The following is a 17,318-nucleotide window of genomic DNA, read 5'->3' as shown; positions in this document are numbered from 1 at the left end:
GGAATGTTTTGGGCAATTCACTCAGGGCTTATCCCACCACATGGGCGTAGTAAATAGATCCGGGCCTTGCACGCCATTCGCTGCGTTTACATGCGCACCATTGGAGTTATACTCTCCACGGGGATACCGCAACCGACGCGGTATTTGGCCATTGGTTTCATTATTCTTGTAATTGGTAGGCGTAAGCACAGGATAACCAGTACGTCTCCAATTTGCATATGACTCGTATTCATTCAGTAGTGTGGTAATGTAATACTGTTCATTGATGGCTTGTAATTGAGCCGCTAGGCCCCCTCCTAGCGCTGCGGATTGCGCAGTGGCATAAGTAGTGGCCACGGCATCATTGTAGACGATTGTAGAAGAATAAAGGGTATACTGCCAGATACCGGCCTTCACCCCTGCTATAAAGAAGGTTGTCGGCGAGCCGCTTGTCCAGCCACGCGCAGCCGCTTCTGCCAGCATCAGTTGTACTTCTGAATAAGTCATGAAAATATTCGGAGAATTGGCCAACGCCAGGTATTGTTTGGGCTGTGAGTAATGCGCGAGATCGGGATCTCCCACAGATGCAATACCATACACAGGATCCGACGTATTATCGTAACCGTTAGGTAATCCTTTCTGCAATGCGGGAACGTCGCTGCCTCCAGGTGTGGAATCAGGCTTCGGTAACTCGCTGATGATCTGCAAACGCGGATCATTTTTTGTCTGCAACATGGTGATGAAAAACTTCGAATACTTAATGGATAAGTTGTCTTTCCCTGTTTGTTGACGAGAGTTATTATACGTACCTATCACATGACTGTTGGGATTATCATAATCGCCTTCTGCATGTTTGATATAAAAGATATCCGTAGGATCTGTAAACACGCCACCAGCAATCGCTTGCTGCACGATGGCTTTCGCCTGCGTTGGGTCTGACTTCTTTGATAGGCGCATACCTACTCGTAACATCAACGAATAGGCCAACTTCCTCCACTGAGTGGGAGAACCGCCGTAGCCAGAAATATCTGCCGATCCTGGATTGGCTTTTGTTTCATCTAACATACTCGCTGCCTTGGCCAACTCCGCTGCCAGGCCCGCATAGATGGCATCCTGGTGATCGTACACCGGATAAAAATTCTGATTGGTGTATCCCTTGTCAGCTTCAGAGAAGGGTACGTCTCCATACAAATCTGTTAATCGCTGCAATACTATCACACGCGCAATACGTGCCATGGCATTGACATTCGCATTAGTAGGATCATTATCTGTATTGGTGATAATGTTGGATAAAATCTTGGTGGCATTCGGATAGAAAGAATTGAATGCAGCACCGGAGTAATCATCGTTGTAGAGATATTTGTCTCCCACATAAGTCAGACTCAACGAAGAAAAATGCTGTATCATCATGGAGCAGTAAATCAAATTAGCGCGCCATGCTTCATACTCTCCGCCAGACACAAACAACAGTCCTTTTGTCAACAATATATTCGGCGTTACATGGGGGGCTGATGTAGGGTCTGTATTTACTTTTTCGAAATTTTTGGTACACGCGGACATGCCTATTACACCTGCCAGGGCTAGGAATATCAACGTTTTATAGGTGGTGCGAATCATAATCTGGCTGATTTAAATAAACGGTTAGAATCTTACATTCAAGTTCAGACCAAAACTGCGAGCCTGTGGATATCCCATTACTTCGGCTCCTTGTCCTGCTCCGCTGGTATAACTGGACTCCGGATCTACGTTTGGCAGATCCTTATATATAATCCAGAGATTGCGGGCGACAAAGGATAGAGAAGCAGCCGTCAATGGCGTTTTAGCAATCACAGCATGCGGCAACGCATAAGTAAATATCACCTGACGCAGTTTGATGAAATCCCCTTTGTAGATAAATGGCTCTGCAATGTTGAATGCAATATTCTGGAAGTAATCCTGGGAGGCTACATTTTTCGTAATGTAGTTATTGGGATTGTTGGGATCCTGTGCTTTTATATTGATACCGCCTTCACGCCCCTGCAATGTCGCTTTATTTAGTCCGAAGAAATAAGAGTAATCATTCGTACCGGAGTAAATTTTGTTGCCCCATTTACCATCCACGAGGAAGCTAAGTGAGAACGCTTTAAAGGTAAAAGTATTGGTAATACCCATCGCATAAGGTGCTACACCGGTGCCAAAGGCAGTATAATCACCCTGCAGCGGTTTGCCGGCGCTGTTGAACAGGATATTTCCTTGATCATCTCTTTTAAACTTAAACCCTACTATTTGTCCGAATGGCTTCCCTACAATATGCTGGATGGACACATTGAATGTACGCACATTAGATACCAGTACGCTTTTTGACCCTGGGTCTAGTTCTACTACTTCATTCTTATTGTAGGAGAAATTAGGGCTGATTTCCCAAGTGAAATTTTTACTACGTATAGGCGTTCCAGTTAACAGTACTTCTACGCCTGAGTTTTTCACTTTACCTACGTTAATAAAAGCGGTGTTAAAACCGGAAGCGTTGGAGATAGTGGTTTGCAAGATATCGTCTTTGGTGGTGCGGGTATAGTAAGCGAAATCAAGTGAGAGTCTGCTATCAAAGAATTTCGCTTCCACGCCGGCTTCATAGCTAGTATTCACCAGTGGCCGCAAAGCCGCATTAGGCACTGCATAAGAGCCGTCCGGGGCCTTTTTGATATCTGCTACTGCCTGTCCCATAAACGGATTCTGTACTTGGTAGGCAAGGAACAAACGATACGGGTCCGTGTCTCCCCCTACCTGTGCCCAAGATGTACGCAGCTTCAGGTAATTAATTTTTTCCGGTAACCTGAATGCATCAGACACTACAAAACTCAATCCCACAGATGGATACAGGATACTCCATTGGGAAGGCGACAAAGTAGAAAACCAATCATTGCGCGCGGTACCGGTTAGGTAGAGGTAACTTCTAAAAGCTATTTCCGCGGAACCATATACAGAATTGATTTTCTTTTCTTGGATATCATTGAGTACTGTTTTCGTAACGAGGTTCGATTGATCGTAGAAGAATGGAATAAAAAATCCGTTACCGTTCAAATAGAACTTATCGGTTTTGTTGTGCATCTGGTTTCCTCCCACGAAAGCGGAAATGCGCCAATCTTTATTGAGTAATTTATCTACGCCCAACATCACGTCTGCATTGACTTCATAAAAATTCTGACGGGCCATATCGTTGATTTGGCCAGCGGTGTTATAAGCAGTACCTGTAGGTGTAATCGCGAAGTTATTACGGTACCACATATCCGCGCCTATACGACCTTTCGCATATAACCAGGGAAGGATATCGTATTTCAGTTCAGCGGAATTGATAAATCGGTCTCGCTTATCGTTTTGGGAGAAATCGTATACAGAGAACCAGGGGTTGGTAATGTATTCATTTGCTTCCCATCTGGCTTCATATCCCTGCGCATTATACTTGTGGTCGCGGAGTGTGAGCACCGACAAGCTCGTAGGCAGCATATACATAGCGAAGTTTGCATTACCGGGAGAATCGGAAACCCTTGGTCGATTATTCACTCTTTCACGGCTGTATTTACTATTCACCGTTAGATAGAGCTTACGACCTAGCCAGGCATTGACATTCAAACTGAGGTTATCCCTACGCATGCCCGAGTTGGGTATCATGGCTTCGTTCTTCATGTCTGTAGCGCCGAAGCGGTAATTGATTTTCTCATTGCCGCCACCAAAGGCTACTGAGTTGGTGAACGTATAACCGCTTTTATAGAAGTTCTTGAAGTTATTTTTTACGGCGCTGTAAGGTCTGCTAACACCGTCGTATTGAATGACCGGGGAGCCATCCAATTTAGCGCCCCAACTGAAAAGTCCTGCTGAGCGGGCTTCTGCTGCATTCGCCGGTTTTACGCCATTCAGGCCCATACCATAATCGTATTGCCACTTAGGCGAATACAAAACAGGTTTATCCAGCACAAAATTACTGGAGTATTCCACTCCCACTCCTTTACGAGCATTGCCGGATTTTGTAGTAATGAGGATAACGCCGTTGGCTGCACGAGAACCGTACAAAGCCGCTGCGGTACCACCTTTCAGCACAGACATCGTAGCGATATCATCGGGGTTGATACTGGAGAAACCGTCTCCGGCATCCTGACCACCGTATTCACTAGGGCTACCCAGGTTATCATTATTAATGGGGATACCATCCACAATGATGAGGGGTTGGTTATTCCTACTTTTATCGATAGAGGTATTACCACGCAGGATGATACGCGTAGATGCCGCAGGCCCTGTGGAAGCCACGCTCACGTTGAGTCCAGCTACCTTACCCGCCAGGGTGGCGGCTACATTGGTAGAACGGGCTTGCGTCAGTTCATCTCCTTTAATTTCCGAAATAGAATACCCTAATGCTTTCTTTTCCTTTTTGATACCGAGGGCTGTAACGACGATCTCATTGAGATTTTTGTTATCCAGGGCGAGTCGGACATTTATTTGATTGCCAGATACCGTAACATCTTTCGGGAGATAGCCGATCAGTCGGAAGGTGAGTACCGCTCCAGGTGGAACATTGATCTGAAATTGTCCTTTAACATCGGTGGCGGTGCCTTTACTGGTACCTTTCAGGAGTACCACAACGCCTACCAGTGGTTGATTGGTGGCATCATCCACCACTGTGCCTCCCACTTCCTGTTGTGCCCATGCCACGGGGGCAGCCAGCAACAGTAGCAGGAATAGGAAGATTACCTGAATAGAGTTCTTGTGCATGTTTAGGATATAATGTGAAGCAATAATGATTTTCGACGTGGCGGCAGGGGGACAAATAGATCTTGGTTGATACCTTATTTAACAACAGGGAAGGAGAAAGTGTTGTGAAAAATAAAAAAAACCAGCACCGGTAAGGTGCTGGTAAAATATGATCAGAATAATCAGCTAAAACGTTAAAGTACGCCGGTTATCAGGTATGTTGACTAGAGGGGCGAAGCATCAGGTTTAGTGGTAACACCACTTGTTGGAGGGCAGCGGAAGGGTGATTGAGTTCCTTCATGAGGATGTTCACCAGTTGCTGACCTATTTCCTGGATGGGTTGCGCCACGCAGGTGATAGCGGGGGTATACAAGCGGAAGATATCGTGGTCATCGAAGCAGACCACCCCGATTTGTTTACCGATTTGCCATTCCAGGCTACGGATACTTTCTATACCGCGGATACCGAGATAGTTGGTAGCGAAGAAAACAGCATCCAGGCCTTTAGAGCCTTTGAGGAATTTTTTGATTTCCTCGTTGGAGCCTTCTTTATCGAGGTCGAACGGCAATTTTTTCACCAGTGCTTTATTATAGGCGATGCCGGCGGCTTTGAGAGCATCAGCATACCCGTCCAGACGATCTTTCATCTGTACCTGGTCTGAGGTAGTGGTCACGATGCCTATTTTCTGATACCCTTGGGCGGCCAGGTGGGCGGTAGCATCGTAAGCGCCTTTATAGTTATCTACCACCACGTAGTGGGAAGGCATTTGTGGGAAGTAACGATCGACCAACACGATAGGTTTACCGGCCGACTGCAACTGTTCAATTTCCTTGTCCAGGTTTTTGGTAGGGGTGATAATATAACCGTCTACCTGGCGGTACTTGAGAACTTCGAGGAGGCCTTTTGCTTTTTCCGTATTATCTTCTGTGGAACCGTAGAGTACTTTATAACCGAATTTATCGGCCTCATCTTCCACAACTTTAGCAAGCGTAGCAAAGAAACTGTTGGCGATATCTTCTACGATAAGGCCTATTGTCTTGGTTTTCCCGGTACGTAATCCTCGGGCGAGCTGGTTTGGTTTATATTTCAGCTTACCCGCAATTTTCTGGATTTTCTTGCTTACCTGATCGCTGATCCTCTTCTCTTTTGCTTTGCCATTCAGTACGAATGAAACAGTGGTGGGCGATACCCCCGCCTGCTTTGCAATATCTTTAATAGAGATACCTTTCATAATAAGAGTTATGCTATATCGATTTAGCTCAGCGTAAATTACAAAATGAAGTTGAAATTTACATAGTTGCAGGAATTATTCCAAATAACGGGGGGTGGAGGGTGCATGGAAAAATATTGTAATTCGTATCACATTAAAAGGTTATTTTCCGAATAATGATATTTTTTTAACCAATTTTTAATAATTTGGCAACATTCATAGGGACAATGGTAATACTCCTGAGAAGTTGCCATAATAGAAATCGTTATTAAATTAATACATGAATGAAACCCATTCTTATTAAAGTTGGGGCCTTTGCCGATAACCAGATCACTATCATAGAGAGATGTGATCCATATTTCAATACGCCGTTTCATTTTCATCCGGAATGTGAACTGGTTTTCGTGACAGAGAGCCATGGAAAAAGGATTGTGGGCGACAGCATTGAGAGCTTTGAAGAAGGCGACATGGTGTTTCTGGGTCCGCATATACCGCATGTTTGGTATAACGAGGAGGAATATTACAAGGGTGACGAGCATTTAAAGGCTCGTTCCGTGGTGATTTACTTTCCGAAGGATATTTTTGGAGAGAAATTTTATGGTTTACCGGAGACGAAAGCCCTCAGTGAGCTGTTTCATAAGGCACAGCGGGGCATGAAGATAACGGGGCCTACTTATGACAAGCTGAAACCAGAGATTTTATCGCTGCCTCGCAAAGAGGGGTTGGAGCGCATCATTTCCCTGCTTAATATTCTGAAAACGCTGTCTGAAACGAAAGATTGCTATTACCTGGCAAGTACGGGTTATTCTCATGCCTATAATGTGAAGGATAACCATAAAATTGACGAAGTTTTCAAGTATGTGATGAATAACTTCTCCAAAGAGATATCCCTGCAGGATGTGGCTAGCATTACTAATTTATCGCCACAGTCGTTCTGCCGTTTCTTTAAGAACCGTACCAAGAAATCTTTTGTACAGTTCCTCAATGAGGTGCGTATAGGCCATGCTTGTAAGCGACTGACAGAGGAAGACTGGTCGATTGCGGAGATAGCCTACTCTTGTGGCTTTAAAAACCTCTCTAATTTTAACCGGTTTTTCAAGGAGATCGTAGGTAAAACTCCTAAGGAGTATAAAAATGAGTTGCGGTTGAAGGAAGCATAAATATTTTAGAGCCGGCATTGGCCGGCTGATCCACGTTGATGATAGTATTTTCCCGAAAAATAATGGAGAAATCTCCCGGAATATTTACTACTTTCATAGGAAGAAGTTAACATTTGTCAACCAAAACGCTTTTTCCTCACCTGTAAATAGATGTACAGCAATTATCAAGATCAGGAGTTAGTATCGCTGTTGAAAAGCGATAATATTGCTGCCTTTAATACCATTTATGACCGGTACAGTAAGGCGCTGTACTTATTCATCTATAGTAAACTGGATGCCGCGGAAATCAGCAAGGATGTACTACAAGACCTGTTTGTATCCTTGTGGGAGAAGCGTCATACCTTGGTACTGAAGGAGTCGTTGAAGTCGTACCTCTATCAGGCAGCCCGGCATAAGATCATTGATATCTACCGGAAAAATACTACCTACCGCAAATATTTGCAGCAGTTGATCGAGCATTTCGATGAGCAGCCGCATTCCATATCCGACCAGTTGGATACCAAAGCCAAAACACAAGAAATGTTTGAAGCGATCAACCATCTGCCGGAAAAGATGAAGGAAATTTTTATGCTTAGCAGGTTTGAAAACCTGAGTGTAGAGCAGATAGCTACACATCTCAACCTCTCCCAGCAAACAGTTAAAAACCAGATTACCAAAGCGTTAAAAATATTAAGAGCCAACTATGCGCAACCGGACATCATCCTGATCATTATTTCTATACTGTTAGGATGCATCCGTTAATATTAATTTTTTAGCCGTACATGGTACCTTTTCCACGTTATTACGACATTACAACATCAAAAACGCTATCAGGTGGACACAGAACAGATTAAAATATTACTGGAACGATATAACCAGGGCACCTGCTCACCGGAGGAAGCGGCAATCATTGAGAAATGGTTCGAAAATATCAACCGTCAGCAGTCCATAGTAATGGAAGAAGACGCGTTGAACCTGCAACTGGATGAAGTTAAACTGCTTATAAACGATCAAATTGCACCTGCTCCGGCAGTTACCGTCCCTGTTGCCAGGGTGAGGAAGCTGAAGCCATGGTACGTCGCTGCCGCCGCTGTAGTACTCGCAGCCGGGGTTTTCGTGTATCGTAATATCTCTTCCACCACCACTACTGATACTACTTCATATATCGCCAATAACCAGCCTAAAAAAGCATCCCGTGTTATCCGCGATGGATTTGTGGAATGGAATACGCCCTATGGTGTTACAGCAAGTTTTAAACTGGAAGATGGTAGTACCATCTGTATGAATGCGGGTACTCGTATCCGTTATCCAGAACACTTCAGCAAAAATGCCCGTAATATATATCTGGAAGAAGGAGAAGCGGTATTTGAGGCTGCACCCAACCCTAGCAGCACATTTACCGTTTACAGCGGCGCCCTGGCCACTACAGCCCTCGGTACCGCCTTCAATATCAGGTCCTATGCCCATGAGGATAAAATCACTGTTGCCCTGATCAGTGGAAAAGTAAAGGTTGCTAAAACAGATAACAGCAAGGAATCAACTATCCTGATGCCCAGCGAACAACTTAACTTTAACAGGGTATCTCTCAGCATGATCAAAACCAGCTTCTCCAACCCCGAAGTGGTGATCGGCTGGAAAAAAGGTATCCTCGTTTTCAAAAATGCCAATTTCGAAGAATTCGCTACTGCTATCCGCAACCGCTTTGCTGTAACAGTTGTCAATCAAAGCGACAAAACCGAATGGGAGTACAACGGTACCTTCAAACAAGGAGAAGACCTGAAAGAAGTGATGGACGTAATCAGCGATTTGAAATCAATCAAGTATACCATTAAAAACGATACTGTTTATCTAAAAAACTAAAACAAGGTCATTATGAGGGTAAAACCATGCCCATTGAAATGGTTTTTATCCTTCGGACTGATACTGACACTCTTGTTGGCCGGCAGCCTTACTTCCGTAGGCAGCACGGTCCGGCATATACAGGAACCACTATTACCCATCGTCGTCAGTATCCAGGCAAAGGATAAGAACCTGGAAGAAGTGATGTCTGAAATATCAACCAAAACAGGACTCAACTTTCATTACGATAACTCAGATCTGGATCTGAAAAAGAAAGTGACCCTGAATTGTATAAAAGTTCCAATCGATGAAGTATTAATTCAGTTATCTGCTCAAACAGGATTAAAGTTTACCCGAAAAAACAATAAAATAATTGTAGGCGCAGAAAGTGAGCATGCACCATCACTTTCTGTTGAGTTGGACAGTAAGGTTTCATTGGACAGAGACATAACAGGCACGATACGCGATAATAAAGGCACGCCGCTTCCAGGAGTAACGATCCAAATCAAAAATTCTAATAAAGGCACGCAAAGCAACGCCGAAGCAGCTTTCAATATTAAAGCCGCTCCCGGCGATGTACTTGTGATTAGCTCCGTGGGCTTCTTCACCAAAGAAGTAATGGTAGGCGCTTCCGCAGAATTGAATATCACCCTACAAGAAAATATCCGCGCCCTGGGCGAACTAGTGGTGACAGCAATGGGTATTCAGAAAAAATCCAAAGAGCTGCCTTATGCCACCCAACAACTCGGAGGGGATGACGTCTCCCTGGTAAAAGAGGTGAATGTCATGAACACATTGGCTGGTAAAACGGCTGGTGTTACCATTTCCCGCAATGCTTCCGGCATTGGCGGTAGTGTACGCGTAGTACTCCGTGGTAATAAATCCACCCGCGAAAATCAGCCACTGTACATCGTGGACGGGGTACCTTATGCCAACTTTACACCTTCCCAACCCAATGACGTCTGGGGACAATCCAATAATACCATCGGCGCCGGTGGCCGCGATGGTGGCGACGGCGTTTCTAATATCAACCCAGATGATATCGAAAGTATCAGTATCCTGAAAGGCGCTTCTGCAGCGGCGCTCTATGGTAGTCAAGCTGCCAATGGAGTCATCCTGGTTACTACCAAAAAAGGAAAAGCCGGTAAAAGCAAAATGGATTTTTCATCTGATTTCACCATCGAAACACCTTCTCTCCTCCCCGATTTACAATACCGTTACGCACAAACGGCCCCTCCTGGCCGCGATAACTTTGGCATCCTCCAACCAGGATCTCCTGGTAGCTGGGGTGCCCCAATACATGCACCTGATATCGTAAAACATTTCTATAATACCGGTTATACCCTGACCAATGCCATCTCTTTCAGCGGAGGAACAGAAATAGCACAGAGCTACCTATCATACGCCAATACAACAAACAAAGGAATTCTGCCGACCAACGGGCTCGATCGGCATGCAATCAATTTTCGTGAAACGCTCAAACTGCTGAACAACCGCCTCATCATGGATGCTACGGTGTCTTTCCTGGCCCAACAAACCCATAACCGGAGCTCTTCCGGACTGTACTATAGCCCTATTTCTGGACTATACCTCTTTCCTAGAGGACAAGATTTTGATTACTACGCTAATAACTTTGAATACCTCGATAAGGAACGAAATCTCTATCTGCAAAATTGGTGGAACATCCGCAACGACAGGAAATGGATCGGCCAAGACGATCAGCAAAATCCTATGTGGGCGCTACGCCGCAATATCCGCCTGGATTCCAGGTACAGAGGGATGAGCACTATTTGTCTTACTTATCAAATGAATAACTGGTTGTCTGTGCAGGGGCGTGGTAGCTTCGATAAATCCTTAGATCAATACGAACTCGATGCCTATGCAGGCACACAGGTAGTATTGGCGGCTTCCAATGGTAGGTACACCCTGGAAAAAGAATTCAATACACAGTTGTACGCTGATCTCATGCTCAATGCCAGTGGAAAAGTAAACAATTGGATGCATCTGGCCGGCAACCTCGGAGGTAGTATTACGGATGTAAAAGCGCATGAACGCACTTACAATGGCGCCAATCCCCATGCAGATCCAGGATTGATATATCCCAACAAGTTTGCTGTTTCCAATATTATGAGCACTGCTATGGATGCGCAACAATCTGTGGAACAGAAACAATTGCAAGCGCTTTTCGGCAATGTGCAACTGGGTATCCGCAATGCCTTCTTTTTGGATATCACCGGCAGAAATGACTGGTCCAGTACTTTTGCATTTACCCCTACCCTTCAAAAAGGATATTTCTATTATTCAGCAGGGGCTTCCCTGATCCTCAGCGATGTGGTGAAAATGCCGAAGGCGATAGATTTTCTACGTGTGCGTACTTCCTTCGCGAAAGTAGGAAATGATATTGCCAGCTATGCGAGCAATCCTGCCCCTTTTACCATGCAGACGATTGCAGGCGTTTCCCGCGTAGTGCTGAACCAGCGCACTCCTTACCCGGGTGTATTCCTAGCGCCAGAAGATAACCAATCGTTTGAAGCTGGGTTTGAAACACGGCTTTTCAAGAACCGGCTGTCTCTCGATGTTACCTGGTACAAAAACAATAACTACAAACAATACATGGAAGTGCCTGCCCCAGTGGGTTCCAAATACCTGACCTATTACCTCAATATGGGAAATATTCAAAATAAAGGTTGGGAAGCCATGTTAACAGTAACGCCTATACGTAATAAAAAAGTAAACTGGACTAGCACGATCAATTTTGCCATCAACCAGAATAAAGTAATTAAACTGAGTAACAATGAAATCCCTGGAGCAGATAGCACCAACAGCTTTACCCTTACGGATTTCGGTGTAAATATGTTCGGTTCCTTTATCCAGGAGGGCGGCTCCTGGGGCGATATTTATGGCAACAAAGAACTGGTGACAAATGGTAAAGGACAATATGTACTCGATAACAGCGGTAATTTCAAAACAACCGCCATTCCGAAAAGAGTAGGTAACCCTAATCCTAATTTTACATTGGGATGGAATAACAGCGTCTACTATGGCGACTTCTCCCTGAGTTTCTTGATAGATGGACGTTTCGGTGGAAAGGTGATGAGTGTTACGCAATCTGTACTCGACTGGTACGGCGTGAGCGAAGTCACTGCAAAAGCAAGAGATAATGGCGGTGTGAGTGTAAATGCTGTTTATGAAGACGGCAGACCCTTTACCGGAAAGATGTCTGCGGAAAAATATTATACTACTGTTAGTGGCAGAGCCGGTGTGGGGGAACTGTATATGTATGACGCTACTAATATCAGACTGCGAGAGGTAAGCATCAGTTACCGCTTACCATTGAAATGGAAATGGCTACGGACAGCCCGCGTAGGCCTGATAGGACGTAATCTCGCTTTCATTTACCTGAAAGCACCTTTTGATCCTGAAGTTTCCATGGGCTCCGGCAATGGATTACAAGGAGTAGATGTATTCGGATTGCCACCTGTGCGTAGCATGGGTATGAATTTGAAAATCGGATTCTAAAATTACTGGATGTTATGAAAAAGTGGTTATACCCGTTGATAACAGTTATTGCAGTCACTATGCTGACAAGTGCCTGTACTAAACGGTTTGATGATATTAACAGAAATCCAAACGATTTTACAGAAGATGAGCTGAAAGCAGATTATCAGTTGATGGGAGAACCATTGTCGCAAGCCCAATTAAATCTCCTGATTTATAATGATCCTCCTACTGCCCAGTTGCAGCAGAACTTGAATGCAGATGTATTTTCAGGGTATATGATGTCGCCCAATCCATTTGAAGGCAATATCAATAACATGACTTATAGTTTGCGTCCTTACTGGAATATTAAACCCTGGATTGTTACCTATGCCTATGTGATGAAGCCCTGCGACTTCGCGCAGGAGAAAGCCAAAGGCAAGTATCCAGATTTCTATGCATGGGCGCAGATCCTGAAAGTAGAAGCCATGCACCGATTAAGCGATATTTTCGGACCGGTGATTTACACACATTATGGAGAGATCAATGCCGATAAAAGCATTGATTATGATACACAGCCAGATGCTTATTATGCATTTTTCAAAGACCTGAACGACGCCATCGGCGTATTGACAGACTCCATCAACAATCACGCTACATCGCGGTTTACGAATTTTGACCTTGTATACAAAGGCGACTATACGAAATGGGTGAAGTTTGCCAATACCTTACGGCTTCGACTAGCTATTCGCATCAATGGTATTGATCCTGCCAAAGCCAAGTTGGAAGGGGAAGCGGCGCTGTCGCACCCATTAGGATTACTAACCTCACCGGACGATAATTTCAATGTAAACATATCTCCCGTTACACATCCGTTAAATATTATCGGGTATAACTGGGCAGATATTCGCATGGGCGCCCCTATGGAATCCATTCTAACGGGGTATAACGATCCGCGACTGTCGCGTTACTTCGTGCATACCGATGAAGGACCGAATGTATACCGGGGTATCCGTAATGGTATCAGCATCAGCACCAAAGAAACGTATGCAGGTTTTTCCAATTTGGCTAAATTCGACAGCAAGATCTTATTCATGACAGCAGCGGAAGCCTGGTTCCTGAAAGCAGAAGCGGCACTCAACGGCTGGAAGAATGCCGGAGACGCAGGCAGCAATTATAACAGAGGAATTATCGCATCCTTCCGTCAGTACAATATTTCCGACGCAGACGCGTATCTCAACGATAATACCAGCAAACCTGCTCCCTATGTAGATCCTAAGAATCCTGTGAATAATGTACCATTGGGAGATAAGCATCTTAGCACTATTACTATTAAATGGGACGATGGGGCGCCGGATAGCATAAAACTGGAACGTATCATTACGCAGAAATGGATCGCCATGTTTCCAGAAGGTCAGGAAGCTTGGAGTGAATTTAGAAGAACGGGCTATCCAAAGTTGTTTCCAGTAATCATTAATAACAGTGGAGGTACCATCTCCACAGAAAAATTTATTAGACGTTTGCCAATACCGGACCAGGAATATATCACTAACCCTAAAGCCGCTGCCAGAGCCGCTGCCACGTTAAAAGGGCAAGATAATGGCGGTACGCCACTCTGGTGGGATATCCGTTAAAATAACTGTTTGTTAACCCCTGAAAAATATTTTTTCTCTATGCATAGTACTACTGATTAACCCGTGCGACTCCTTTCTACAACAAAATGCCAATGTAATTCCTGAAAACCAATATCTGAATTATATATCCCATTTATTAACCAAAAAAAGGCAAGTATGAAAAACAACTTACGCCTTATGAAAGTGTGTGTGGCTGCCACCGTTGCCCTCACTTCCATAATTGCAGACAATGCGCAAGTGAAAGCGACAGGCCTCCCCGGTACAGGACTTTCATTGCGTAGTGTATTCCAGAACAAGGATGTTACTGGTACTGTTCGCGATAGTAAGGGAAATGTGTTGCCTGGAGTAACAGTACAAATCAAAGGTACCAACAAAGGTACGCAAACAGCCCCCGATGGTAAATTCCATCTTGATGCAAAAAACGGTGATGTATTAGTATTTAGCTCAGTAGGATTTGGACAGAAAGAAGTAACAGTTGGCAACAGCAACTCCATTGCAGTTACCCTGGATGAAAACGTCAGAGGATTAAATGAATTAGTAGTTACAGCGCTGGGTATTCAGCGCAAAGCAAAAGAGTTAACCTATTCCACACAATCCGTTAAAAATGAAGACCTCACTACCGTGAAAGAAAGTAACGTGGTGAATAGTCTTTCTGGTAAAATCGCCGGGCTGCAAGTAAACCGCAGCGCTTCCGGTGTAGCCGGTTCCGCAAGGGTGATCCTCCGTGGACAAAAATCCATTCGCGAGAACCAACCACTGTACGTAGTAGATGGAGTACCCATCGCCAATTTCACCAGCGCCCAACCGACAGATCTCTGGGGACAATCTTCCGGAGCCAATTCCGCCGGTCGTGATGGTGGAGATATCCTCAGTACCATCAACCCAGATGATATTGAGAGCATCAATACACTGAAAGGTGCCTCTGCCTCCGCATTGTATGGTAGCCAAGCCGCCAACGGTGTTATTATGATTACCACTAAAAAAGGAAAAGCAGGTCAGACAAAAGTGAACTACTCTTCCAATTTCATGCTGGATAAGGCCGCATATGGTCCGGATTTGCAGTACAACTACATGCAGACCAACAAGGACAACCTGTATAGCTGGGGTCCTAAAGGTACTAGTCCGGATCACGTAAAATCCTTCTTCCAAACAGGTACTACTTGGATTAATTCCATCAATCTATCTGGTGGTACAGATAAGGCACAGACTTATTTCTCTTATTCCAATACCACCAACAAAGGTGTTCTGCCTACTGCCAAATTTGGACAACATACCGTTAATTTCCGGGAGAATGCCAACTTTCTGAATGACAGGTTAAACGTAGATGCGAATGTGTTAGCCACTACTCAGAATGCGCATAATCGCCCTAGCTCTGGGTTGTATTTCAATGCCATCACAGGTTTATATCTTTTTCCACGTGGACTTAATTTTCAGAACTATGCTGATAATTATGAGTATTTCAGTCCTACCCGCAATATGTACCTTCAAAATTGGTGGAATATCAATTACGATGATAAAAAAGGCGGACAAGACTCCCAACAGAACCCGTACTGGATTCTCAACAGGAACGTAACTGAAAACAAAAAAGATAACATCATCGCCTCTTTGACCTTGCGTTATAAATTAACCCCATGGTTGAATGTACAGGCAAGAGGTAATGCCAACAAATCTTGGGATAAATATGAGCTGAAAGCCAATGCAGGTACACAGCTCACCATTGCAGACAATAATGGTCGTTATTCTTATGACTATATTACCAGCACCCAATATTATGGAGATCTGTTGTTAATAGGCACCCCTAAACTCTCTTCCAACTTTGGTTTGAATTTCACCGCAGGTACCAGTATTACAGATTTGAAACAGGATAGAACTTTCCTCGATTCAAAAGATGGCGATCTGGCATTTGCGAATGTTTTCAACATTGGTAACCTGAACCTGAATTCCGCTACCAGAGTGGTACCTAGCGGTCTGAGAAGACAACTGCAATCCGTATTTGCCACTGCTGGTATTAACTTCAAAGAGAAAGTATTTTTGGATCTGACAGGTCGTAATGACTGGTCTTCCACCCTGGCTTATACACCTAATAAAAGCAAAGGCTATCTGTATTATTCAGCAGGTCTGAACACCATACTGAGTGAGCTCGTGAAGATGCCTTCTTGGGTTGATTACGGTAAGATACGTGCCTCCTACGCCAAAGTGGGTAATGACGTAGCACCGTTTTCAACGCTTCCAACAAATACCATTACCTCCGGTATACTTACCTCCAATACATCCGGTGCTTTCCTGAACCAGACCTTAAGACCAGAAATGACCACCTCTGTCGAATTAGGTACCGAGTGGAGATTCCTGGATAATCGATTGAATTTCGATTTTACCTGGTATAATTCGCACACCAAAGATCAATACTTCGATTTCCGCATATCGAGTGGCTTCCTTTACCCTAACGCCTTTATCAATGCAGGTAATGTGCGCAACACGGGTATTGAAGCCACTTTAGGTTATCAGGTGATCAAACAGAAAGATCTTAGCTGGAATACTACCATCAACTTTACACGCAACAAAAATACGCTGCTGGAACTCGCTCCTGAGCTGCATGGCGACTACACCATTACTCCGAAAGGCGATAATGTAAACAACTATGCACTCGTATTACATCAAGGTAGTTCCTTCGGCGATATCTATGGCAAAGCCTTCAAACGCGCGCCAGATGGTAGTATCCTCGTTGATGATAATGGTCGCCCGCAAGCTGCTGACGGTCCGCTCACCTTCCTGGGCAACCCTACCCCTAAATTCCTCTTGGGCTGGAACAACAGTTTCACCTGGAAACACCTGAACCTCGGCTTCCTCATTGATGGTCGTTTTGGAGGTAAAGTAATGAGCGTAACCCAAGCCATGCTCGACGAATATGGCGTATCCAAAGCTACCGCAGCAGCACGTGATGCTGGTGGAGTGAACATTGCAGCCACCAAAGCTAGTGGCGGTAAATTCTCCGGCCCTATTGATGCTGCTACTTTCTATGGCGCAGTAGGTGGTCGTGCAGGTATCACAGAATACTATATGTATGATGCTACCAACGTACGTCTGAGAGAGTTATCACTCACTTACACCTTCCCATTACACAGCAAGGTGGTAAAAGATTTCAAACTGGGATTAGTAGGACGTAACCTGTTTTTCTTCACGAAGAAAGCCCCTTATGATCCTGAGCTGAGCATGAGTACTGACAATGGTTTACAGGGTGTGGATGTATTTGGTTTACCAGCTACCCGCAGCTTTGGCCTGAACCTGAAGTTATCCCTCTAAACCCATTCAGAACCACAA

General features: G+C 44.6%; 9 protein-coding genes. 6 read left to right on the top strand and 3 right to left on the bottom strand.

All coding sequences use genetic code 11. The features are described from left to right. Positions 1 to 21 precede the first annotated feature (21 nt). The 3 genes from JO154_RS10020 to JO154_RS10010 all read right to left on the bottom strand — a co-directional run bounded on the left by JO154_RS10020 (position 22) and on the right by JO154_RS10010 (position 5,932). Positions 22 to 1,596 (bottom strand): SusD/RagB family nutrient-binding outer membrane lipoprotein, encoded by a 1,575-nt coding sequence (locus JO154_RS10020; RefSeq protein WP_291944589.1) that lies wholly within the window; start codon positions 1,594 to 1,596, stop codon positions 22 to 24. A 24-nt stretch (positions 1,597 to 1,620) separates the two neighbouring features. Continuing rightward, positions 1,621 to 4,722, bottom strand: coding sequence for a SusC/RagA family TonB-linked outer membrane protein (locus tag JO154_RS10015; protein WP_291944586.1), 3,102 nt, complete (start codon positions 4,720 to 4,722; stop codon positions 1,621 to 1,623). Positions 4,723 to 4,912: 190 nt separating this feature from the next. Beyond that, positions 4,913 to 5,932, bottom strand: a complete 1,020-nt coding sequence (locus JO154_RS10010; RefSeq protein ID WP_291944583.1) for a substrate-binding domain-containing protein — start codon at positions 5,930 to 5,932, stop codon at positions 4,913 to 4,915. 263 nt (positions 5,933 to 6,195) lie between these two features. On the opposite strand from JO154_RS10010, the gene JO154_RS10005 reads away from it, so the two are divergent. The 6 genes from JO154_RS10005 to JO154_RS09980 all read left to right on the top strand — a co-directional run bounded on the left by JO154_RS10005 (position 6,196) and on the right by JO154_RS09980 (position 17,300). Then, the gene (locus JO154_RS10005; RefSeq protein ID WP_291944580.1) at positions 6,196 to 7,071 is read left to right on the top strand and encodes an AraC family transcriptional regulator; all 876 of its coding nucleotides are present in this window, start codon (positions 6,196 to 6,198) and stop codon (positions 7,069 to 7,071) included. Between the two features lie 150 nt (positions 7,072 to 7,221). Further along, a complete protein-coding gene (locus JO154_RS10000; protein ID WP_291944578.1) occupies positions 7,222 to 7,812 on the top strand; it encodes an RNA polymerase sigma factor in 591 nt (196 codons plus the stop codon). Positions 7,813 to 7,884: 72 nt separating this feature from the next. Further along, positions 7,885 to 8,910, top strand: coding sequence for a FecR family protein (locus JO154_RS09995; RefSeq protein WP_291944575.1), 1,026 nt, complete (start codon positions 7,885 to 7,887; stop codon positions 8,908 to 8,910). A 12-nt stretch (positions 8,911 to 8,922) separates the two neighbouring features. Then, a complete protein-coding gene (locus tag JO154_RS09990; protein WP_291944573.1) occupies positions 8,923 to 12,408 on the top strand; it encodes a SusC/RagA family TonB-linked outer membrane protein in 3,486 nt (1,161 codons plus the stop codon). A 14-nt stretch (positions 12,409 to 12,422) separates the two neighbouring features. Beyond that, positions 12,423 to 14,000, top strand: a complete 1,578-nt coding sequence (locus tag JO154_RS09985) for a SusD/RagB family nutrient-binding outer membrane lipoprotein (RefSeq protein WP_291944570.1) — start codon at positions 12,423 to 12,425, stop codon at positions 13,998 to 14,000. Positions 14,001 to 14,156: 156 nt separating this feature from the next. After that, positions 14,157 to 17,300, top strand: coding sequence for a SusC/RagA family TonB-linked outer membrane protein (locus JO154_RS09980; RefSeq protein ID WP_291944567.1), 3,144 nt, complete (start codon positions 14,157 to 14,159; stop codon positions 17,298 to 17,300). The last annotated feature ends 18 nt before the right edge of the window (positions 17,301 to 17,318 follow it).

It is taken from the genome of Chitinophaga sp. (genome assembly GCF_019236475.1).
In the GTDB taxonomy this organism is placed as follows: domain Bacteria; phylum Bacteroidota; class Bacteroidia; order Chitinophagales; family Chitinophagaceae; genus Chitinophaga.
Note: the sequence above shows the minus strand (reverse complement) of the source record. Positions and strands in the feature narration are given on the sequence as shown.